Annotated in this window: 16 protein-coding genes (1 of these 16 running past the window's edge); 9 read left to right on the top strand and 7 right to left on the bottom strand. The window is 73.8% G+C overall.

Annotation, left to right across the window (positions count from 1 at the left end):
- Both WMF31_RS04250 and WMF31_RS04245 read left to right on the top strand, forming a co-directional pair.
- Positions 1-29 carry the 3' portion of a hypothetical protein gene (locus tag WMF31_RS04250; RefSeq protein ID WP_436600705.1) on the top strand. The gene continues 808 nt to the left of window position 1, outside the view, so the window shows 29 of its 837 coding nt (coding positions 809-837); its start codon lies beyond the left edge, outside the window; the stop codon is at positions 27-29.
- The gene (locus tag WMF31_RS04245) at positions 26-655 is read left to right on the top strand and encodes a hypothetical protein (protein WP_436600704.1); all 630 of its coding nucleotides are present in this window, start codon (positions 26-28) and stop codon (positions 653-655) included. Before WMF31_RS04250 ends, WMF31_RS04245 begins: the two co-directional genes overlap by 4 nt.
- A gap of 90 nt (positions 656-745) precedes the next feature.
- On the opposite strand, the gene nadA is transcribed toward WMF31_RS04245, so the two are convergent.
- Complete coding sequence (gene nadA, locus WMF31_RS04240) at positions 746-1,708, bottom strand: quinolinate synthase NadA (RefSeq protein WP_436600703.1); 963 nt, start codon at positions 1,706-1,708, stop codon at positions 746-748.
- A gap of 313 nt (positions 1,709-2,021) precedes the next feature.
- Between nadA and WMF31_RS04235 the strand changes: the two genes are divergently transcribed.
- From WMF31_RS04235 to WMF31_RS04220, 4 genes are all read left to right on the top strand, one after another.
- The gene (locus WMF31_RS04235; protein ID WP_436600702.1) at positions 2,022-2,360 is read left to right on the top strand and encodes a DUF3634 family protein; all 339 of its coding nucleotides are present in this window, start codon (positions 2,022-2,024) and stop codon (positions 2,358-2,360) included.
- A 42-nt stretch (positions 2,361-2,402) separates the two neighbouring features.
- Positions 2,403-3,794 (top strand): ABC1 kinase family protein, encoded by a 1,392-nt coding sequence (locus WMF31_RS04230; protein ID WP_436600701.1) that lies wholly within the window; start codon positions 2,403-2,405, stop codon positions 3,792-3,794.
- A 105-nt stretch (positions 3,795-3,899) separates the two neighbouring features.
- Positions 3,900-6,053: a protein kinase domain-containing protein gene (locus WMF31_RS04225; RefSeq protein WP_436600700.1), complete on the top strand. Its 2,154-nt coding sequence runs from the start codon at positions 3,900-3,902 to the stop codon at positions 6,051-6,053.
- A 36-nt stretch (positions 6,054-6,089) separates the two neighbouring features.
- Positions 6,090-7,991 (top strand): hypothetical protein, encoded by a 1,902-nt coding sequence (locus WMF31_RS04220; RefSeq protein ID WP_436600699.1) that lies wholly within the window; start codon positions 6,090-6,092, stop codon positions 7,989-7,991.
- 35 nt (positions 7,992-8,026) lie between these two features.
- Here WMF31_RS04220 and WMF31_RS04215 read toward each other — a convergent pair whose 3' ends face one another.
- On the bottom strand, positions 8,027-9,973 hold the full coding sequence (locus WMF31_RS04215; RefSeq protein WP_436600698.1) for a ribonuclease R family protein: 1,947 nt from the start codon (positions 9,971-9,973) through the stop codon (positions 8,027-8,029).
- Between the two features lie 240 nt (positions 9,974-10,213).
- Between WMF31_RS04215 and WMF31_RS04210 the strand changes: the two genes are divergently transcribed.
- Positions 10,214-10,744 carry an FHA domain-containing protein gene (locus WMF31_RS04210; protein ID WP_436600697.1) on the top strand — a complete coding sequence of 177 codons (531 nt, stop codon included), beginning with the start codon at positions 10,214-10,216 and terminating at the stop codon, positions 10,742-10,744.
- Positions 10,745-10,781: 37 nt separating this feature from the next.
- Here the strand turns inward: WMF31_RS04210 and WMF31_RS04205 are convergent, their stop codons facing one another.
- On the bottom strand, positions 10,782-12,674 hold the full coding sequence (locus tag WMF31_RS04205) for a PEGA domain-containing protein (RefSeq protein WP_436600696.1): 1,893 nt from the start codon (positions 12,672-12,674) through the stop codon (positions 10,782-10,784).
- Positions 12,671-15,454: a serine/threonine-protein kinase gene (locus WMF31_RS04200; RefSeq protein ID WP_436600695.1), complete on the bottom strand. Its 2,784-nt coding sequence runs from the start codon at positions 15,452-15,454 to the stop codon at positions 12,671-12,673. Before WMF31_RS04200 ends, WMF31_RS04205 begins: the two co-directional genes overlap by 4 nt.
- 579 nt (positions 15,455-16,033) lie before the next feature.
- Between WMF31_RS04200 and WMF31_RS04195 the strand changes: the two genes are divergently transcribed.
- The gene (locus WMF31_RS04195) at positions 16,034-17,434 is read left to right on the top strand and encodes a cytochrome-c peroxidase (protein ID WP_436600694.1); all 1,401 of its coding nucleotides are present in this window, start codon (positions 16,034-16,036) and stop codon (positions 17,432-17,434) included.
- 58 nt (positions 17,435-17,492) lie between these two features.
- Here WMF31_RS04195 and WMF31_RS04190 read toward each other — a convergent pair whose 3' ends face one another.
- Entirely contained in the window at positions 17,493-17,837 is a 345-nt protein-coding gene (locus WMF31_RS04190) for a hypothetical protein (RefSeq protein ID WP_436600693.1), read from the bottom strand.
- 48 nt (positions 17,838-17,885) lie between these two features.
- Positions 17,886-18,440: a hypothetical protein gene (locus WMF31_RS04185; RefSeq protein ID WP_436600692.1), complete on the bottom strand. Its 555-nt coding sequence runs from the start codon at positions 18,438-18,440 to the stop codon at positions 17,886-17,888.
- A 320-nt stretch (positions 18,441-18,760) separates the two neighbouring features.
- On the opposite strand from WMF31_RS04185, the gene WMF31_RS04180 reads away from it, so the two are divergent.
- On the top strand, positions 18,761-20,173 hold the full coding sequence (locus tag WMF31_RS04180) for a glycosyltransferase 87 family protein (protein WP_436600691.1): 1,413 nt from the start codon (positions 18,761-18,763) through the stop codon (positions 20,171-20,173).
- On the opposite strand, the gene WMF31_RS04175 is transcribed toward WMF31_RS04180, so the two are convergent.
- Complete coding sequence (locus WMF31_RS04175; protein ID WP_436600690.1) at positions 20,158-21,405, bottom strand: hypothetical protein; 1,248 nt, start codon at positions 21,403-21,405, stop codon at positions 20,158-20,160. The two genes, WMF31_RS04180 and WMF31_RS04175, sit on opposite strands and share 16 nt — an antisense overlap.
- Positions 21,406-21,507 lie beyond the last annotated feature (102 nt).

The following is a 21,507-nucleotide window of genomic DNA, read 5'->3' as shown; positions in this document are numbered from 1 at the left end:
ACACCCTCGGCCTGTCGCTCGTGCTGTGAGCGCGCTCGGCCGGCTGCCCGCCATCGTGGCCGCGCTCGCCGCAGCCGCGCCGGCGTGCACCGGGGCGACCGCGGACGGGCGCTCGCGGGCAGCGCTGCCGCCGCTCGCGCCGGCGGCTCCGGCACCGTCCGCGCCGGCGGCTCCGGCACCGTCCGCGCCGGCGGCTCCGGCGTCGTCCACCCATGCGCGCAGCGGAGCGCCGCACACCGGCGCGCGCGTCGGCAACGACCGCTCGGCGGCGATCGGCGCGGGCGCTGCCGCAGCGCAGGCGCCCGCGCGAGCGTTTCCGACCGCCTGCTCCGCCGACGCGGGCTGCGGGTACGATCCCGCGAGCGGCCGCTGCGGGGCCGATCCCCGGCTGAACCGCCAGCCGCCCGTCACGGATCAGGGGATCGTCTGCTACTGCGATGCCGGCGCGTGCGCGCTGCTCCGGGTTCTGCCCGTGCCCTGCGAGGGAGACCACGACTGCGCCGTGGCGCGCGAGCCGCGCCCGCACCCGACCCGCGCGACCCGAGACCGACCCCACGAAAAGGGCCGCCCGTGCCGCGACTTCACGATGTCGACCACGTGCGAGCGGACCAACATCTGCACCTTGCATCGCCACGCATGCCCCGCGCGGGAGTGAGCGAGCAGGCCGCGGCGGCAGGCCTCCGGACGGGGCGCGGTGGGCCTCGCCCGGCGGGCTCGGCGGAGCGCCGGCAGGCGCGCGGCGGGCTCAGCTGAGGGCCAGCATGCGATCGATCGGCACGCGCGCGCGCTCGCGCAGCTCGGGCGTCATCTCGAGGCGGGGGGCGAGATCGCGCAGCGCGAGATAGACCTTCTCCAGCGTGTTGAGCCGCATGAACGGGCACTCGTTGCACGCGCAGGTGCCCTCCGGCGGCCCCTCGATGAACTCCTTCTGCGGCGACGCCTTGCGCATCTGGTGCACGATGCCGCTCTCCGTCGCCACGATGTACTTCCTGGCGTCGTCGGCGATGGTGTACTTGAGCAGCGCGGTCGTCGACCCGATGTAGTCGGCCATCCGCAGGATCGGCTCCTCGCACTCCGGGTGCGCGATGAGCTTCGCGTCGGGGTGGCGCTCGCGCAGCGCCACGATCCTCCGCAGGCTGAACGTCTCGTGGACGACGCAGCTGCCCTGCCACAGGCGCATCGGGCGGCCCGTCCTCTCCGAGAGCCAGCGGCCGAGGTTCCTGTCCGGCGCGAAGAGGATTTCCTGCCCTTCGGGGATCGCGCGGACGATCTTCTCCGCGTTCGACGACGTGCAGATGTAGTCGCTCTCCGCCTTCACGTCGGCGGAGCAGTTGATGTAGGAGATCGCGACCGCGCCGGGGTGCCGGGCGCGCCAGGCGCGGAAACGATCCACCGGGCAGCCGTCCGCGAGCGAGCAACCGGCCTTGAGATCCGGGACGACCACGATGCGGTCGGGGTTCAGGATCTTCGCGGTCTCCGCCATGAAATGCACGCCGGCAAAGAGGATGACGTCCGCGGTCGTCTTCTTCGCCTGCTGGGCGAGCTGCAGCGAATCACCGAGGAAGTCGGCGAGATCCTGGATATCGCTGTCCTGGTAATAGTGAGCCAGGAGGACGGCGTTCCTCTCCCGCTTCAGGCGACGGATCTCGTCGTGCAGATCCAGGCGCGGGTCGATGGGGGTGGCAGGCTCGGGTGCGACGCTCGTCATGAGTGCCTAAGGTAGGCACCGCGCCCGGCGCTGGCCAGGGCCCACGATCCGAGCTGGCGCCTGCCGCGCTCCGACCCCCGCCGCGCTCCGACCCCCGCCGCGCTCCGACCCCCGCCGCGCTCCGCCCGCGCTCCGGCCCCCCGCCGCGCTCCGCCGCGCCCCCGCGCGCGCCCCGGGCCACCACCGCGCCCCGCCCGCGCTCCGGCCCCCGCCGCGCCCCGCCGCGGCCGGCGTTGACAACGGCCGGCGTCGGTTCACGATCGGTGCCCACGGTGGGCCTGGGGGAGGCGCCCGTCGTCGCGGACGGCCACGCATGTCTCTCCTGATTCCGCTTGCCCTGCTCGCCGTGACCATCCCGCTCATCGTGGCCCTCCTGCGGGCGAATGAGCTATTTTACGTGCGCGTCGAGGGGCGTAACGTCCGGCTGCTCCGGGGCCGGCTGCCGCAGCGGCTGCTCGACGACATCACCGACGTCCTCCGCGCCGCGCCGATCGGCCGCGGCGCGGTGCGGGTCGTGGTCGAGGACCGGCGGCCCCGCGTCCATGTGGAGGGCGACATCTCCCCGGAGCAAGCCCAGCGACTCAGGAACACCGTCTCGATGTGGCCCATCGCGAAGATCCGCGCGGCCCCGAAGCGCCGCGTGGGCGCGTGATCTCTCCGCCGCAGCACCGCCACCCTAACGAGTCAGTCCCGCATGGCCGACGACAAGCCCAGAGACAAACCGCCCACCTCCAAGCTGGGGCGCCTCGCGCGCCTCGCCGGCCTCGCCCCGCGCACCCTCCCGTTCGCGATCGAGGGGGCCAAGCGCGCCCTCGGCGCGACGCGGACCGAGGAGGAGGAGGCGGAAGCGCGGCGGAAGATGACCCGGGAGGTGAAGAAGACCGCCGAGGCGATGCTGAAGACGCTCGGCGAGATGAAGGGCCTGCCGCTCAAATTCGGCCAGATGGCGAGCTACATCGACGGGCTCGCGCCGCCGGGGTACGAGGAGAAGTTCCAGTCCGCGCTGAAGAAGCTGCTCGACAAAGCGCCGCCCCTGTCGCCGGAGGCCGCGGAGCAGATGGTCACGCAGGAGCTCGGCGCCCCGCCCCACGAGGTGTTCGCGGCGTGGGGGCGCGAGCCGTTCGCCGCGGCGAGCATCGGGCAGGTGCACCGGGCCACCACGAAGGGCGGCGACCGCGTCGCCGTCAAGGTGCAGTACCCCGGCATGGACAGGGCCATCGAGAACGATCTGAAGAGCATCTCGATGCTCGAGACCATGATGGCGCCCATCGCCAGGAAGCTGCACGCGCGGCAGACCGTCGACGAGCTCCGCAGGGTCTTCCTGTCCGAGCTCGACTACGCGCGCGAGGCCGAGATGGCGGACCTGTTCCGCCGCATGAACGCCGGCGACGAGGACGTGAGCGTCCCCCGCGTGCACCACAGCCTCACCACGCGGCGGGTCATCACGCTCGAGTACGTCGACGGCATGAGCTACGCCGAGTTCTGCGAGCGCGGCAGCCAGGAGGCCAGGAACCGCGCGGGCCTGGCCATCTGGCGCTTCACGTTCCGCTCGATGCTCCGGTACGGCTGGCTCTACGCCGATCCGCACCCGGGCAACTACCGCTTCCACGAGGATGGACGGGTCACGATCCTCGACTTCGGCTGCGTGAAGCAGCTCCCGCCCGACCTCGTGGCGGGCATGAAGCGGTACATGCGCGCCGCCATGGACGCGGACTGGAAGGAGTTCGACCGGGCGTGCGTGGAGGTGCTCGGCTACGACCCCGACGACGAGAGCTGGGACCTCTACCGGAGCTACACGATGGAGCTCATGGTCCCGCTGTGCGCACACGGGACCTGGCAGTGCTCCCCGGAGAAGGCGCGTGAGACCGTGGCGTACCTGACGCGCGGCATTCGCGGGCTCGCCTTCAAGGAGGGGGAGAAGATGCCCACCATCCCCCACGTGCCGAAGATGCCGCAGGACTTCACGTTCGTGAACCGGCTGCAATGGGGGCTCGCGTCCGTGCTGGCAGGGCTCCGGACCGAGGCGGCGTTCCGGAGCACGATCGATCCCTGGGTGCGCGACGGCGTGCACCCGGTCCCCGACTGAGTCGCGGCCGGCCGCAGCCTCGACGGCGCGGGATGTGACGATGTCGCGCTCGCCGCGGCTCGCACCTTGACCTTGATCCCGCTCGCGGTGACATTCGATCGGGGCATGGACGACGAGAGGGCGGCCTGCGAAAGGCGCGTGGGGACCACCCTGCGGGGCAAGTGGACGATCGATCGCCTCCTCGGGATCGGTGGGATGGCCGCCGTCTATGCCGCGACGCACAAGATCGGGCGGCGTGAGGCGATCAAGATCCTCCACCCGGAGGTGGCGCGCTCGAAGGACCTGCGCGCCCGGTTCGAGCGGGAAGCGCAGGCGGTCAACCGCTTCCGGCACCCGGGCGTGGTCGAGATCCGCGACATCGACACGACGGATGACGGCGCCCCCTTCCTGGTGATGGAGCTCCTCGAGGGCGAGTCGCTCGCCGACCGGGTCCAGCGGCTCGGCCACGTCGAGGCGGGCGAGATGCTGCGGCTCATGGACGAGCTCCTCGACGTGCTCGGGGCGGCGCACGATCAAGGGATCATCCACCGCGATATCAAGCTCGACAACCTCTTCGTCGAGACGGGCGGGCGCCTCAAGGTGCTCGACTTCGGCATCGCCCGCATGCGCGACGGCGTGAAGACCGCGATGCGGACCCGGACCGGCGCGACGCTCGGGACCGTGTCGTACATGGCGCCCGAGCAGGTGCGCGGCATCTCGGTCGACCACCGGGCGGACCTCTTCGCCGTCGGGGCGACGATGTTCCGGCTGATCGCGAAGCGGCGCATCCACGAGGCGCGCACGGAGTCCGAGCTGCTCGTGAAGATGGCGACCATGGCGGCGCCGCCGCTCGCGAGCGTCGCGCCGGAGACGCCGCAGGGGCTGTGCGTCCTCGTGGACAGGGCGCTCGCGTTCGATCGCGAGCGGCGCTACCCGGACGCCCGCACGATGCAGGGGGACATCCGGGCGCTCCAGCGCGGGGAGGCGCCGCCGTACGCCGCCGCGCGCCTCGCGGCGGGGGACCTGCCGACGGCGGGCGCGCCGCAGCTCTCCCCCATGGTCGCGGCGGCCGCCGCCGGGCGGGATGCGCCGGCCGAGCCCCCGCCGCGACCGCCGGCCCCCTCCGCGCCGCGACGGAGCGAGATGGGCTCGGGGCCCGCGCTCGGCCCGGAGAGCGGCCTGGGCAGCAGCGGAGCGCACGCATGGGAGGCCCCCACCGTGGCGGCCCCCGGACCTCCGAACGGGAGCGCCGTGGAGGGAGCCCAGGGGGGGCCTCCGGGCACGGCGCAGGCTGGCTTCGGAGCTCCGAACGGGCCGCCATCCGCCCTGTACAACACCGGCGCAGGCCTCGCTGGAATGCAGGGCGGGCACGCCTCGCGGCCCGGCGCGAGCGCGCCCCACGGCGCCCCGGCTTCGATGCACGGCACAGGCTCGGCCTTCGGCGGCGCCCCCGCCTCGATGCACGGCGCGAGCGCGCCCCACGGCGCCCCCGCCTCGATGCACGGCGCGAGCGTGCCCCACGGCGCCCCCGCCTCGATGCACGGCGCGAGCGCGCCCCACGGCGCCCCCGCCTCGATGCACAGCACAGGCTCGGCCTTCGGCGCCCCCGCTTCGATGCACAGCACAGGCTCGGCCTTCGGCGCCCCCGCTTCGATGCACGGCGCGAGCGCGCCCCACGGCGCCCCCGCTTCGATGCACGGCACGAGCGCGCCCCACGGCGCCCCCGCTTCGATGCACGGCACGAGCGCGCCCCACGGCGCCCCCGCTTCGATGCACGGCACAGGCTCGGCCTTCGGCGCCCCCGCTTCGATGCACGGCACAGGCTCGGCCTTCGGCGCCCCCGCTTCGATGCACGGCACAGGCTCGGCCTTCGGCGCCCCCGCTTCGATGCACGGCGCGAGCGTCGCCCACGGCGAGCAAGCCGCAGCCGGGTGGGCTCCGCGCCGCGCCCAGCCCAGGCAGCCGTCAAAGCTCGTGCTCGCCCTCGCGCTCGGCGGCATGGCGCTCGTGCTCGTGACCGTCATCGCCCTGTGGATGGCGCTCGGCGATGGCTCCCGGGGCGACTCGGTGGAGCGCGATCTCCTGCCCGCGCACAGCGCGAGCGTCGGACCGACCCAGCTCGCCCCGTCGGAGGGCGACGACGGACCGCGCAGCGCGGATGACGAGCCGGCGTCGGCCCGCCCCGACGCCCCCAAGGCGGACAGCACATCGACCGTCAAGACCATCATCATCGAGTGGCCCGCGCAGCATCCACCGAAGAAGAAACGACGCGACGACTGAAGCCCCAATCGCCGGACTGAAACCCAATCGCCGAACATGGAACTCCGCCCCTTCATGGTCACGAGGACATGCCTGCGCGCAGGATCGATGCTCGTGGGGTCTGCGCTCGTGCTCACGCTCCAGGCAGCGTGCTCGGATCCGGGGCCGCCCGGCCCGGGATCGAATGCCGGGAGCGGCGGCGGCGACGGCGGCAGCGGCGGCGATGGCGGCGACGGCGGCGGCAACGGCGGCGCGCCGCACTGCAGCGCGGGCGCGGAAGAGCCGTGCTATCCCGGCCCGCCGGGCACCGAGGGCGTCGGCGTGTGCGTGGCGGGCGTGCGGAGGTGCCAGCCAGACGGGCAGAGCTTCGGCGAGTGCGAGGGCGCGGTGGTCCCCAGGCCCGAGGACTGCAGCACCACCGTGGACGACGACTGCGACGGCGCGACGAACGAGCCCGACGCCCTGTGCGTCTGCTCCCCGGGGCAGGTCGAGGCCTGTTACAGCGGCCCGGACGGGACGAACGGGGTCGGGCTCTGCGCGGCCGGGCTGCGGGCATGCGACATCTCGGGGACGTCGTGGCAGCCGTGCAACGGCGAGGTGACCCCGGCGCCGGAGACCTGCGGGGATCTGACCGACGAGGACTGCGACGGCTTCGCGTGCAGCGCGCCGCTCTGGGCCGCGCTCTTCGGGAACCCGAACCTCCAGAGCGCGACCGCCGCCGGCGTCGACGCGCGCGGAAACGTGTACATCGGCGGCACCTTCTCGGGGACCATCAACCTGGGCGGAGACACCCTGGTGAGCATCGGCACCGCCGACATGTTCGTCGCCAGCTTCGACGCCACCGGAGCCCACCGCTGGAGCACGCGGTTCGGCGGCAGCGGCGCGGAGACGCTCCACGGGCTCGCGGTGACGCCGGCGGGCGACGTCGCGATCGGCGGGACGTTCTACGGATCGTTCCAGGTCGGCGACGCGACGCTGAGCAGCGTCGGCGCGCTCGACAGCTTCGTGGCCACGCTGGACGAGGCCGGCGCCCCCCGCTGGGCGCGGCAGATCGGAGACGCCTCGGACCAGACGCTGCGCTCCGTCGCCGTGGACGCGGCAGGGAACATCGTGGTCGCAGGCTACTTCAGCGGGACGCTGCTCTGCACCGCGCCGCCGGCCACGGTCTGCGCCTCCAGCGCCGGGGGCACCGACATCTTCGTGCGAAAGTACGATCCGCGCGGCGCCGTCGTCTGGACCAGGATCTACGGGGACGACAGGCACCAGCGCGCCACCGCCGTCGCCATGGACGCCGAGGGCAACGTGCTCCTCACCGGCAGGTACGACGGCACCCTGGCCATGGGGGCCGTGCAGGTCAGGAACAACGGGCTCGCTCCCAACCTGTTCGTCGCGAAGCTCGACAGCGGAGGGAGCGCGGTCTGGCTCTCGGGTTACGGCGACACCGCGTCGCAGGAGGGCACCGGCATCGCGTCCGCCCCGTCAGGCGCGGTGCTCGTGACGGGGACCTACATGGGCTCGCTCGACCTCGGCCCGGCGGGCACGCTCCCCGCCAACCCTTCGCAAACGGCGTTCGTCGCGTCCCTCGCCCCCGACGGCGCGCCCGTATGGGCGCGGTGGTTCGCCGGCGACGGCGCGCAGGAGAGCGCGGCGATCGTCGCGGACGCGCAGGGCAACGCGGTGGTGACCGGCTCGGCGCAAGGCGTGGTCGATTTCGGCGGCGGGCCGCTCCAGAGCGGCGGCGGCTTCGACGCCTTCGTCGCGAAGCTCGATGCGCAGGGCGGGCTGCTCTGGGGGAAGCTGCTCGGCGCCGCCGGCAACCAGAAATCGAACGCGGCGGCGATCTCGCCCCAGACCGGGGCCATCCTGCTCTGCGGGACGGCCGAAGGGACCATCGACTTCGGCCTCGGCGAGCACAAGGCGAACGGCACCGACGCGTTCGCCGCGCTCCTCTCGCCGTAGCCGGTGCCGGGGGGTGGGAGGCACCCCGGCCGCCCTCAGGAGGCGTCGCGAGCGCCGGCAGGGACGAGGTCGACGCGGCCGAGCTCCTCGTTGGTCGAGGCGATGGCGGCGCGGATCGGCTCGCCGACGCCGTAGCGGCGCTCCGCGCCGATCAGCGCCTGGGCGGCGGCGTCGATCCGGTACGGGCCGCCCGGCAGCGCCTCCAGCGCGATGGTGCCCGTCGCGCCGGACTCGACCATCTGCACGACCAGGCCGAACGGCTTGATGGCCACGATGTTGCCCTCGATCTCCTCGCCGATGCGGGTGGCGAACAGGCGCGCCACGAGCATGCGGTGCCGCTCCGTCTCGGCCTTCGCCGCGCTGCGCGCGCGCGCGTTCAGGTGGTGGGCGAGCGACGCGAGCGCCTCGACGTCCGCGTGCTGATCGCGGCGACCCTGGAGGTAGCGCTTGACCACGCGGTGCACCGCGAGATCCGCGTAGCGGCGGATCGGCGAGGTGAAGTGCAGGTACAGCGGGGCGCCCAGGCCGAAATGCAGGCCGGGATCGGCCGTGTAGCGGGCGGGGCCGAGCGCCTTGCCGAGCACGGTGCGGATGGCCGGCGCGATCCCCGAGCCGCGGAACTGCGCCTCGAACGCCGCCAGGCCGCGCGGAGAGAGGCGCGGGCCGAAGCCGGCCTCGACGCCGAAGTTGTGCGCGAAGTGCTCCAGCGCCCGGACGCGCTCCTCGGTGGGCTCGTCGTGCACGCGGTAGACGCCGGGGAGCCCGCGCGCCACGAGCCAGCTCGCCACGGCCTCGTTCGCCGCCACCATCAGCCGCTCGATGAGGCGATGCGCGCCCGTGTCGGCGCGCGGGGAGACGCCGGTCGGCTCGCGCGTCTCGGCGTCGAGCGTCACGTAGGCCTCCTCGCGATCGAGCTCGACGCCGCCGCGCGCCGCGCGGACCGTCGACAGCCGCGCGGCCGCGGTGCGGAGCCAGCGCACGAGCGGCTCGACCTCCCCGGGGACGCCCGCGGAGCGGCCCGTCGTCAGGAACTCCTCGACCGCGTCGTACGTGAGGCGCGCGCGCGAGCGGATCACGCTCTCGTGGAGATCGATCGAGGTGACGCCGCCCTCGGGATCGATGCGCAGCTCGACGGTGAGCGCGAGCCGATCGACCCCCGGCAGCAGGCTCGCCGCCTCGCTGGAGATCGCGTCGGGGAGCATCGGGATGACGCGGCCGGCGAGGTAGACGCTCGTCCCGCGGGCGCGGGCCTCGAGGTCGAGCGGCGAGCCCTCCGGGACGAACGCGTCCACGTCGGCGATCGAGACGAGGACGCGGAGCGCGCCGTCGGGGCCGGCGGGCAGCACCGCGACGGCGTCGTCGATGTCCGTGGTGAGGGGCGAGTCGATCGTGACCGTGATGAGCTCGCGCAGGTCGCGCCGGCCGCGCGCGAGCTCGCGCTCGAGCGAGGCCGCCGCGGCGGACGCGCGGGACGCCTCGACGACCTCGCCCGGGAAGACGGAGCGCACGCCGTTGCGGGCGAGGCAGCGCTCGATGCCGAGATCGGCGCCCGGCGCGACGACGCGCGCCGGGGCGACCGCCGCGCCCTCGATGGCGGCCACGACCGCCGTGCCCTCGGCGAGGTCGTCGGCGCTGCCCGGCTTGAACGGCCAGTCCGTGTTGGAGACGAGGCGATCGACCCGGAGGTGCGGCCGCTTCGCGTGCATCACGACCGTCCCGAAGAGCTCGGTGCGGTCGCGATGGACGAGGGAGAGCTGCGACGCGCTGTAGCGCCCCGGCTCGGCCTCGGTGACCACCGCGTCCACGACGTCGCCGTCGAGGAGCGGGTTCAGGTCGGGCGGCGTCACGAAGGCGGTCGCCGGGGCGAGCGCAGCGCCGTTCGGCCTGCCCGACGCGCCCCCCTTCTCAGGCCAGGCCTCGATGTTCAGGAACCCGAAGCCGCGCGGGTTGACCGAGATGCGTCCACGAACCAGGGCGTGCATGGGCGCTGACGGTACGCCAGTTGCGGCAAGATTCGAGCGCCAGCAGCCCAGAAGACGTCAGGAAAGTCATCCGGCCGAGCAAAGAGAGCCCAGGGAGCGCACAGCTCCGGCAATATTCCCGTGCCGCGGACAAGGTGGGGGGCGTCGGCAACGATCCCGCGGCGCGGCCGCGTGGCAGGGCGGCAAACGTGCGCACCCCCACGGATCGGCGCCACCAGATCGGCCTATACTCGGCGCAACGTGGAAGAATCAGGGGACCTCCTCGAGCTGGCGCGCGTGATGCCGCGGGACCGCTTCGTCCGGCGGGTGACGAACCTGCTCCTCGTGGTGTCCGAGGCCAGCCTGGACAGCCAGCAGATCGCGTTCCGGACCGTCGCCGCCTCGCCGGCCGCGCACCGGAAGCCGCCGCCCCCGCCGGGACCGACGAGCGAGGTGTTCGAGATCGCCAAGGCCAAGGGCAACCCGTATCCCGATCAGATCTCTGTGGGCCGCACGCGCAACTGCGACGTCGTGCTGCGCAACCCCTCGGTGTCGAAGCTACACGCCCATTTCCGGCGCGACGCGGAGCAGCGGCTCGTGCTCATCGACAACGGCTCACAGAACGGCACCCGCGTGAACGGCAAGCTGCTCTCCGAGAACGAGCCGCAGGTGGTCGCGGTGGGCGACGTGATCCAGTTCGGCCGCCTGACGACGTCGCTGCTCGACGCGGCCCGCCTCTTCGACATCGTGCGCGAGCAGGCGCGCCTCGCCAGGGACCAGGCGAACCACTGAGCGCGCCGCAGGGGGGTGATGCCCGCCCGCGCGGCGGTCAGAACCGGGTTCCCACGGCGAGGTTCGGGAAGAGCATCGTGAACGTGCCGTGGGCCCGCTCCTCGAACACCACCTTCTTGCCCGGGGCGCAGTCGACGGTGGGGCTCGCCTCGTCGCACCGCCCGCCGACCACGTAGGTGTCGCCCGTCTCGTGCGGCGGGCCATCGACGAGGAAGAAGCCGACGCCCATGCCCGCGCTGGCGCTGAGGCGCCCGAGCTTCAGCCGGAGCCTGAGCTCCGGCATCGCGAACGGGGCGGCCGAGCGCACGGGGATCCCCCCGTTGTGCACGGCCACGCGGACGGTCCTCGTCGCATCGGACGCCGTGCCGGTCACCTCGTCTCGGGTCTCGGCGAGCACCACGCCGAGGCCGAGCGCGGCGCCGACGTCGAGCCATGAAAAGAGCCCGTGACGGTAGCTGCCGCCGACCATCACCGTCACACCGGCCATCTGGAGCTCGTCGCGCATCGCGTACGTGACGGGGAGCCTGTCCGGGCCCCCGCCCGGCGCCGCGAACGAGGTCTCCACGGATCGCTCGAGCCCCGTATGCAGATGCAGGTACCCGGCCGTGAGCTCGATGGCAGCGCCGACAGGGAACTCGTAGCTGCCGCGCACGCCGGCGAGGACGCCGGCAGGGGGCGAGCCGCTGGAGCAGCGATAGCGATCACAGCTCAGCTCGGCCCCGCTGTGGAGCGACGAGGCAGACGCGTGGCCGACGAGCGCCTCCAGCCAGAAGACCCCGATCTTCCGCCCCCAGCGCGGGTGGGCCTCGTCGATGGCGAGCGGCAGGACGAACTCGCCCGTCGTCGTCCGATCGACGGTCGAGCGCATCGTGCGCGGGAAATACCCCGGCTCGTGCGCCTCGAAGGTGTGGCGCCCGAGCGGCAGCGCCCCGCGCCACTGGCCCTTGCCGACGGGGACGCCGTTGATGGTCAGGTCCGCGGTGAGCGGCCGGGCGACGACGCGGAGCTCCTGTCCGAGAGGGCCCGCCTCGACCGTCGCGACGGCGACCTGCCCCGCGATGACGCTCACCTCGCGCGGCGCGGAGCCGAGATCGGCCTTGCGCACCGAGTAGAAGTGCGGGCCCGGCGCGAGCGCTCCCTCCCACGGGAGCTGCCCGATGAGCGCGCCGTCGACGTAGAGATCGGCCCCGACGAGCCGGTCGTCCTCGATCCTCAGCCGGCCCGTGCTGGCGAGCGGCTCCAGCTTGGCGTCCACCGAGAGGGTCTCCGCGACCCGGACGGAGAGGATCCTCTCGAACGTGCGCCAGCCGTCCTTGAGCACGCGGAGCGTGTGATCCCCGGGGAGCAGCCGGATCGGCCCGGCGAGGGGGAGCCGGCCGCGCGGCCTGCCGTCGATGAGCACCAGGCCGTCGACGTTCGACGAGACGACGACGTTGCCGATGCGCGCCCGGAGCCGGGTGATCGTGGACGCGACGCCCCTGCGCTCCGCATCGCCGAGCTCGGCGCGGAGCTCCGTGAGCAGCACCTCGTAGAGCTCGAGCGCCTCGTCGTAGCGCCCGAGCTGCTCGAGGCAGTACGCGGCGTTGAGGGTGTTGGGCACCGAGGCGACCAGCTGGCGCGAGCTCAGGTAGAGCTCGAGCGCGCGCTGGTGATCGCCGATCTTGCGCAGCTCGTTCCCCTTCTGGAAGAGCTCCTTGGCCCGGGCGAGCGCCTCGTCCGCCGGCGACCCGGGCGCCGCGGACGAGGCGGCGGGCGGCTCGGGCGCCGCGGACGATGCGGCGGGCGGACCGGACGACGCGGCGGGCGGACCGGGTGGTTCGCCATGGGCTTTCGCGGTCTGCGCGCGGGCCAGGGGCGCGAGCGCCGCAACCCCCGCGACGAGCAGGCTCGCCGTGACGGCGAGCCGTGGGAGGCGCGGCCGCTGGCTCACCACCGATCGACCGGCATCACCGCGGTCGGGGCCGGCTCGACCGACGGCGCCTCGGCGGAGGGGGCAGGCGCGCCGCCCGCAGGACCGCCCGCGGGAGACGAGCCGCGCGGAGCGAGGCGCGTCCGTTCGCGTCGAGGGACAGGCCCGGCGGCCAGGGTCGAGGGCGCCGGCGCGAGCGGCTGGAGCTCGATGCGCTCGGGGTGGACCGTGCCGTCGCTCAGCATGAACACCGTCGCCTTCGTGATCGCGCCGCCGCGGCTCACCTCGACCTCGAACATGTCGCCGGGCCGGCCCGTCAGATCGAGCCGGCCGTCGCTCACGTCGCGCGCCGCACCGTTGACCCGCGCCGTCGCTTCCTTCGGGAGCGCCACGCTCGCCGTGAAGGGCGCGGCTGGCCGGGGCGCAGCCGGCGGCGCGGATGCAGCCGGCGCGGACGCGGCCGACGGCGCAGACGCGGCGGACGGCGCGGGCGCGGCGGACGGCGCGGGCGCGGCGGGCCCGCGCTGGGCGACGGCCGCCGCGGGCTCGCCCTCGCCCGTCGCGCCGCGCAGGGCGAGGCCCGCGGCGAGCGCGGCGAGCGCGGCCACCGTGACGGCCGCGCCGACGAGGCGCCTCCGCCCGCCGCCGCCGGGCGGCTGCGACGCCGTGAACGAGCTGCCGCCGATCGAGCGCTCGTCCCCGTCGACCGAACGAGAGCCCCTGGACTCGCGGCGCAGCTCGGACATCGGCGTGGCGCGGGCGCGCCGCTCCGCGTCGATGCCGCGCAGCAGGTCCAGCGTGACGACCTCGGTGCCGTCGGCGTGCGGCGCGAGCGCGGCGATCATCTCCTCCATGCTCTGCCAGCGCTCGGCCGGATCCCTGCGGAGGCCGCGGTGCACGACCGCCGCGAGGCCCGGATCGATCCACGGCGCCGCCTCGCCGAGCGGCGGCACGCGCTCGGTGCAGATCGAGAGCAGGAGCTCGGCCAGCGAGGCGCTCGGATCCCACGGGCAGCTCCCGCAGAGCGCCTGGTAGAGCGAGACGGAGAGGCTCCAGATGTCCGAGCGGTGATCGACGTCCTTCGCCATCTTCACCTGCTCGGGCGACATGTAGATCGGCGACCCGAGCACCCCGCCGGCGCGCGTGAGCTCGTGCGATACGCCGTCCCCCGTGCGCTTCGCGATGCCGAAGTCGCAGACCTTGACCACGAGCCTGCGATCGCTCGACGAGGGCGGGCGGAGGGAGCTCGGCGGGCGGCGGGTGGACGGCGGCGGGACGATCGAGCCCGGGATGCGCTGGCCGGGCTGGAGCGCGGCGCCCGAGGCGCGGCCGGACGGGGGCGCCACCGAGACCGGCGCGCGGTGGACCGCGCCCTCGAACGGCGCGTGCAGGAAGAGGTTCGCCGGCTTGATGTCGCGGTGCACGATCCCCGCGGCGTGCGCCGCCGCGAGCCCGCGCGCCGCCTGGATGAACACGCGCACGACCGGCGCGGGCTCCAGCGGCCCGCGCATCCTGAGGAGCTTGGCGAGATCGGCGCCGTGGAGCAGCTCCATGATGATGAACGGGGTCGCGAGCGTGAGATCCGTCCCGAGCTCGAACGTCTTCACCACGTGCGGGCTGTGGACCGCGGTCACCGCGCGCGCCTCGCGGATGAAGCGCCGCACGGCGTGGTCGTCCTGCCCGACGGCGCTCCGGAAGATGACCTTGGCCGCGACGCGCCGTCCGTCGGGCGACTCCGCCTCGTAGACGGCGCCCATCCCGCCGCGCCCGAGGAGGCGGCGCACCGCGTACCGGCCGCCGAGCTCGCGGCCGACGAGCGGATCGGTCTCGGCGTCGGCGCGCTCCGCGATGAGCTCGCGCAGCTCGGGATCGAGCGGCCTCAGCATGTCGATCGCGATCCGCTCCTCGCCGTCGCAGGCCGCGCGCAGCGCCTCGGCGAACGCCTCGATCGACGGGTAGCGGCGCTGCACGTCGCTGTGCAGCGCGAGCGAGAGCGCGGCCGCGAGGCGCGCCTCGATCCACGGGGCGCGGTCCTGGATCGACGGGAGCTGCGCCACGGACGACCTCGCGTCCGCGCCGGTGTCGTCCGGGCCGAGGTCGGCGGTGTCGGGCGTGACGTCGAGCTCGGCCCACGGCGAGGCGCCGCAGAGCATCTCGTAGAGCGTCGCCGCCAGGCCGAACACGTCGCCGCGGACGTCCGCCGCGGGATCGCTCGGCCCCGACGCCTCCCGCTCGTGACCGCCGCTCCTCGCCTTGCCCGGATCCGAGGCGGCCGTGTCGTGGTCCTTCGAGAGCCCGAAGCCGAAGACGCGGACCAGGACCTCCCCGTCCGGGAGGTGCTCCAGGAAGAGGCGCGGCGGCCGGACATCGCGGTAGATCAGCCCCGCCGCGTGGACCGCCGAGAGGCCCGCGGCGGCCTGGAGCGCGATCCGCACGGCGATGTCCGGCGAGAGCGGCCCCGTCTCCGCGAGCAGGGCGCCGACGTCGGAGCCCTCGAGCATCGGCATCACGAGATAGGCCAGATCGCGCTCGAGATCGTGGCCCGCGTCGATGATCGGGACGACATGAGGGTTGTCGATCTTCGACGTGACGCTCGCCTCGCGGCTGAGCCGCGACAGGGTGTCCTCGGAGACCACCTCGGGCCGCAGGACCTTCAGCGCGACGCGGCGACCGGACGGGCCCAGGGCCTCGAACACGACGCCGTGCCCCTGCGCGGAGAGGACGCGAACGAGCCGGTATCCACCGGTGAGCGCGCTCCCCACGAGCGTCGTCGGATCCACCAGACGAGCTGTCCGGCCCATGACCTCGAGCATACGACGGCCCATCGCGCCCCACAAAGCACGAGGTATCACGCGACATCGTAATCGTAGGCGCGCCGCGTCGCGCGGGCCGCATCAGCCGATGACAGGCCGCAAGACGCCGTGACGGGCCGCGGCGAGCCGCATGAGCACAGGGCGCCTGCCATCCACCCACAGCGACGTCACGGCCGGATCGGCCGCAGCGACGCCGCGGCCGGGCCGGCAGGCCCCGGAGCGGCGCCGCGGCGGAGGCGGGGCAGCGCGCTCGCGCTCCCCGGGGCCCGGACTCCCCCCACGCGGGCTCGCGCCGTGCCCCGAGCGCAGGCCGGCGGAGCGCGGTCGCGCGGCGGGCTCGTCGACTTCCATGTGGGAACGACGACCGCAGATGGCGCGGTATTCGGCCCTCCGGAGACTCGGTATGTCTGCCGGACGATGAGCGATTTGTCTTGCCCACTGGCGAGCCGCGACACTAGATTCGCATCATCGGATTCACCGCCGCTCGATCAGGATCCGAGCAGGACTGGTTGTTCTCACCGGCGCACATCGATGTGCGCCTCCCCCGCCGGGGGACATGGAGGCACCTTGACCCTGCGATGCTTCGAGCGGGTGCTCGTCGCGCTGGCGACGGCTGTCGTTCTCACGCTCCTCCTCGCGCGCGCGGCGCACGCCAGGAGGTGCTCTGACGTCGATGAGCGCCTCGCGGAGACGCTCGCCCGACACGGGTTCACGGGAGCGATCGAGTCGACGCTGGAGGAGCGGCTCGGGCGGAGGCTCGACCGCAAGCTGGCGAGGCTCGGGCGGGAGCTGTTCTACGACAGCATCCTCGGCCTGAACGACGACAACTCGTGCGCCGGGTGCCACTCGCCGACGGCGGGCTTCGCCGACACGCAATCGATCTCCATCGGTATCGAGAGCAACGGCGTCGTGGGGCCGCGCCGCGCCGGCCCGCGCAACCAGCGCCGCGCCCCCACCGTCATGAACACGGCCTTCTATCCCACGCTGATGTGGAACTCGCGGTTCTTCGCCGCGTCCGGCGACCCGTTCGACAACCGCCTCGGGTTCTCGTTCACGTCGCCCGAGGGGATGTCGCTCTCCTCCTTGCCGCACCTGCTCGTCGCGCAGGCGTTCATCCCGCCGACCGAGATCACGGAGATGACCGGATACGAGGCGCCGTCGTCGCACGACCTCGTGCGGGAGGAGGTCGCGGCGCGCGTGAACGCAGTGGAGGCGTACCGCCGGAGGTTCGCGAGGAGCTTCCGCGCGGTGAAGCGGGGGGGCGACATCACCTACGAGATGATCGCGACCGCCATCGCGGAGTTCGAGATGTCGCTGACGTTCGCCGACGCGCCCATCGACAGGTTCGCCCGGGGCCGGAGGAGCGCGATGACGCTCGAGCAGAAGCGCGGCGCGCTGCTCTTCTTCGGCGAGGCCGGGTGCGTCGGCTGCCACGCGGTCTCGGGGGCGTCCAACGAGATGTTCAGCGATTTCAAGCAGCACGCCATCGGCGTCCCGCAGATCGTCCCGACCGACGATCCGGCGCTCTCGAACGTCGTCTTCGACGGCCCGAACGCCGATGAGGACTTCGGGCTGGAGCAGGTCACGGGCGACCCGGCGGATCGGTACAAGTTCAGGACATCGCCCCTGCGCAACGTCGCCCTTCAGCCGACGTTCTTCCACAACGGCTCGTTCACGTCGCTGGAGGGCGCCATCCGCCACCACCTCGACGTCCGCGCGTCGGCGCTCGCGTACACGAACGACCACCTCGCCCCGGACCTGCAGGGCGAGATGGGCCCGCTCGCCCCGGTCCTCGACGCCGTGGACCCGCTGCTGAAGAGGCCGATCCGGCTCACCGAGCGGGAGATCCGCTGGCTGGTCGCCTTCGTCGGCGAGGCGCTGCTCGACCCGCGCGCCACCCCGGAGCGGCTCTCGGCGCTCATCCCGGACGAGCTCCCGAGCGGGCGCGAGCTCCACGACTTCGAGTAGCCGCGCGCGGGCGCTCGGCCGCGCCCCGCGGCGCGCCGGATCCGCCTGCGAGGTGCGCTCAGCCGCGCGAGAGGCAGCTCCTCAGCGACTCGAGCTGGATGCTGCACTCCTCCTCGAACTGCGCGGGGTCGCAGGTGTCCTCGGCGTGGTTGCGGCACTCGAGGTACGACTCGTGCGCGTCGACGCAGCCCGCCTCCTCGGCGGCCTCCGTCTCCGCGTCGCAGGTCTCGAGGCAGCCCTCCTCGCCCCCGGACGCCCCCGGACACTCGGCGACGCGCTCGCAGAGCTCAGGGCACCCCTCCTCGCCATGACCGCTGCTGCAGCCCGCGCCGGAGAGGGCCAGCACGCCGGAGAGGGCCAGCATGGCGAGCGCGCAGCGCGCCGTCGTTCGAAGTACCTTCATGGCGCCAGCGTACCATGGGAGCCGCGCCGCCGCGCCCGGGAGCGCGGGTCAGGGCAGGAGCCGGGAGACAAGGCTCCATTTCGCCGAGCGACCGGACTTCATGGCGAGTATCGTGGTCACGCCGATCACGCCCGCGGTGAGCACGATGTTGAGCGGGCCCATGACGTTCAGGACCCGCTGCAGCCCGGCGGCCTTGGCCGGCGTCCGCGGCGACGGCGCGTCGCCGCTGCGGACGGGCACGGCGAGATCGGGGGCCTGCTCGCTCATCTCCCGTCCGCTCACCATGTTCACGACGCTCGTCGCGACGGTGGCGCCGAGCAGGACGTCCTTCAGCCGCACCAGGTTGCGGGTCTCCTCGTCGATCGAACGCCCCGAGATCAGCGCCCGCCCGAGGAACCAAGTGAGCGCGGCGGTGCCGAGCGAGATCGCGTTGACGACGTTGTACCGCTGCCAGGCCTCGGCGAGCACCTTGCCGCGCTCGTCCTCGGAATGGATATCCTTGACCGCCCGGTGCAATGCCAGCCTCCCGAAGAGCGGGCCGCCGAACCCCGCGGCCAGACCGAGCTCATGTAGTACCCATGCAGACGTGGAGAGAGTAGCCATGTTGTCGCACCTCGCGGCGACGCCCCAAGCAAGATCGTGCCCAGCGCAGGGCCGGGCGCCGTGATCCAGGCCGTCGCAGCCGCGCCGGCTGAGCCGAGGGCGATGGCCTCAGACGCGCGCCCTCGCCTGGTGTGACCGCGGCCCGCGTCGTGCCTGTCACGCGCACGGAGCCCGCAGAGCCCGTGGAGCCCGCAGACCGGACCACGGCGTGCGCGACCAGGATACGCGAGGGAGTGGAGCATCATGGAACAGAACGGCGCAGCGAGGCGCGCCGGGCTGGCGGGGCCATCCGGCGCCTGGATCGAACGCGCGCGCTCCGCATGGCGCGTGTCGTGGCCGCCATGCGCGCCGCCCCGAGGGCGCGGTTCTCGAACGAGCTCCTGGGCTACCTCTCGGTCTTCACGATCTCCACGGGCGCCGCCCTGCTGTGCGTCCTCGATATCGTCCTGAAGCAGCCGGTCGCGGTCGATTTCAGGTCGTTCTATACCGCCTTCCTCGCGGCCGGCCGGGGCCTGGACGTCTATGACGTCGAGGTCCTCGAGGCGATCGCCTCGGAGCTGCGCCTCCCCGACGGGCCGACGTTTCCCTATCTGTATCCGCCGTTCTTCGCCTATGCGTTTCAATGGCTCGCCCGCCTGCGCCCGGAGGTCGCCCAGGCGGTCTGGTCGAGCGCGGCCGTGGTGAGCTTCGGTGTCGCCGCGACGCTCGCGGTCGCGGCCATCCGCCGCGCGTCGCGGGGCTCGCCCGGCGCCGACCGCGCGCCCGCGGTCCCCGCCGCCCTGATCGCGCATGTCGCGCTCCTCGCGTGGGCGCTCAACCTCCGCCACAACCTGGCGATGGGGCAGGTCAACCCCCTGGTCCTCGCGTTCCTCTGCGCCGCGCTCGCGCTGTCCCTCTCCGGCAAAGACGCCCTCGCGGGGCTCGCCCTCGCCGTCGCCGCGGGGATCAAGATCACGCCCGTCCTGCTCGCGATCCCCTGGGTCCTGGAGCGGCGCCGCCGCGCGCTCGCGGGGCTCGCCGCCGGGCTCGGCGCGCTCGTCCTCGTCAGCCTGCCGCTCGGCGCCGCGCCGGCGTGGATCGAGTTCTCGCGCCGGCTGCCGCGCATGTCGCACGGCGATACGATACCGGGGCTCTTCAACCCGGGCACGACGCCGAACTTCTCGCTCGCCGGCTTCTACACGCGGCTCTTCGCGTCGAACACCGCCGCCGTGAAGGTCGCGTCGGTGATCACCGTCCTGCTCCTCCTCGGCGGCGCGCTCGCGCTGGGCGGCCGCGCCGCGTCGCCGTCCTGCTCGCTGCGGCGGCTCCTGCCGCTGCTCGTCACCATGGTCGTGGCGAGCCCGTTCACCTACGTGCACCACGCGCTCTACGTCTTCCCCGCCGCGCTCTTCGCGCTCGGTCGCGCGACCGAGCAGGAGCGACGGGCCGAGGTGGGCGTGATCCTCGGCCTGCTCTCGCTCGCCACCATCGATTTCCCGTACGTCTATGAGCGGTTCAAGGCGCCTCTGCCGCCGCTCCTGCTCTCGGTGAACCTGTATGTGCTGCTCGCGCTCTACGCGCTCGGCATGCGCATGCTCTGGCGCGAGCGGCGCGAGGCAGGGGCCGTGCCCGGAGCGCTCGCGCCGGCCCGCGGCGGCGAGGCGCACGACCGGCCAGCCCACGGCGCCGCCGCGCAGCGCTCAGCGCCCGGGGAGGAGCGCGCGGCGCGGCGCCCCGCTCACGTCGAGAGGTGATCCGCGCCGGCGCCCAGGAGGCCCCTCCCGGAGGTGCCGCTGCGCTCGCCTTCGGTGGGTGAAGGGCGCGAGGCCAGGAGCGCTGCGGCGGCGGGGCGGATCACGTCGGCGACGGCCTGCTGCCGGAGCCGCTGGAGCTCGCTCCGGGGGAGGAACCCGTGGGCGGACGACGGGAGATCGCCGCCCGAGCCGGCCGGCGGGAGGGCGCACGCCGGCTCGAGCGAGCGCGCGAAGGTCTCGGCGACGCGATCGCGCAGGGCCGGGCCGCCCGCGGCGAGGGCCCAGCGGACGAAGGCCCACGCGAGCTCCGCATGGCGCGCCTCGTCCCGGGCAATCGACTGGAGCGCCATGCGCAGCGCCGGCAGCTCCGCCGCCTGGGCCTCGACCTGGGCCTCGATGGCGGAGAGGGTCTCCCCCACGCACCCCTCGACGACGGTGGCGAGGGTGAGCGCCTCGAGCGAGTCGACGCCGTCGAGCGCGCCGTGCAGGGGCAGCGGGCCCACGCCGACCGGCTCACCCGCGCAGGTCGAGGCGATCGCCAGCGCGAGGCGAGCGTGCCTCACCTCGTCGGCGGCCGCGCGGTGCGCCGCCTCGAGCAGCTGGGGCGGCGCGCCCTGCGCCATGAGCCCGAGCGCGAAGCGGCCGAAGGACGCCACGGAGGCGTGCTCGTTCCGGCCGCGCTCGGCCCAGCGCGCGGCGAGCGCCCGGCGCTGGGCGGGCGGGAGCGCGCTCAGGTCGGCGCCCGCGAGCGCGCGCTCGAAGCGCCGCCACGCGGACTGCGACCAGGCGCTCGGGGCGCGCTCGAGCGGCGCGAGGCGCGGCTCGCCCCCGATCAGGAGCGGGCGACCCTCGCAGCCGATGGAGCCCACGAGGTAGCAGCAGCTCGCCGGATCCGAGGCCGCGCGGTTCGCGTAGGGGCCCTGAGGCTCCTCGCAGCGGCATATTCCCGAGCCGCCGGGCGGCAGATCCGAGAGGTGCGGCGCAGCCTCGGACGCCTCGGGACAGGCGCCGTCGACGGGCGCAGCGCAGTACACCTCGAAGCAGCACTGGCCGTAATAAAGGCCGTCGTTGTGATCCGGCCCGACGCAGGTCGGATCGGGATAGGGATCGAGCGATGTCGTGGGCTCGCCCGAGCTGGAGCCGGAGTCGATCTGCGGGCCACAGCCGGAGGCCAGGGCGAGGCTCGCGCCGCACTGGGAGGCGACCAGGATACGGAGCAGGATGGTGCGCATGAGGCGTGAGAGAGCAAAGCACGTACCGAGAGGACACAGGCGCTCCTGGCGCCAGGGCCCTCTCACCGTGCCAGCCTGTGCCAGCGCTCCGGCGATCTCCGC

Source organism: Sorangium sp. So ce1036 (assembly GCF_051369805.1).
GTDB classification, from domain to species: Bacteria; Myxococcota_A; Polyangia; order Polyangiales; family Polyangiaceae; genus Sorangium; species Sorangium cellulosum_F.
The sequence above is the reverse complement of the archived record's forward strand: the minus strand, read 5'-3'. Positions and strand labels throughout refer to the sequence as shown.

Coding starts and splice junctions, on each gene's coding strand:
- nadA (WP_436600703.1), bottom strand. CDS start 1,708: ATGACGAGCGTCGCACCCGAGCCTGCCACCCCCATCGACCCGCGCCTG.
- WMF31_RS04235 (WP_436600702.1), top strand. CDS start 2,022: ATGTCTCTCCTGATTCCGCTTGCCCTGCTCGCCGTGACCATCCCGCTC.
- WMF31_RS04230 (WP_436600701.1), top strand. CDS start 2,403: ATGGCCGACGACAAGCCCAGAGACAAACCGCCCACCTCCAAGCTGGGG.
- WMF31_RS04225 (WP_436600700.1), top strand. CDS start 3,900: ATGGACGACGAGAGGGCGGCCTGCGAAAGGCGCGTGGGGACCACCCTG.
- WMF31_RS04220 (WP_436600699.1), top strand. CDS start 6,090: ATGGAACTCCGCCCCTTCATGGTCACGAGGACATGCCTGCGCGCAGGA.
- WMF31_RS04215 (WP_436600698.1), bottom strand. CDS start 9,973: ATGCACGCCCTGGTTCGTGGACGCATCTCGGTCAACCCGCGCGGCTTC.
- WMF31_RS04200 (WP_436600695.1), bottom strand. CDS start 15,454: ATGGGCCGGACAGCTCGTCTGGTGGATCCGACGACGCTCGTGGGGAGC.
- WMF31_RS04190 (WP_436600693.1), bottom strand. CDS start 17,837: ATGAAGGTACTTCGAACGACGGCGCGCTGCGCGCTCGCCATGCTGGCC.
- WMF31_RS04185 (WP_436600692.1), bottom strand. CDS start 18,440: ATGGCTACTCTCTCCACGTCTGCATGGGTACTACATGAGCTCGGTCTG.
- WMF31_RS04180 (WP_436600691.1), top strand. CDS start 18,761: ATGGCGCGTGTCGTGGCCGCCATGCGCGCCGCCCCGAGGGCGCGGTTC.
- WMF31_RS04175 (WP_436600690.1), bottom strand. CDS start 21,405: ATGCGCACCATCCTGCTCCGTATCCTGGTCGCCTCCCAGTGCGGCGCG.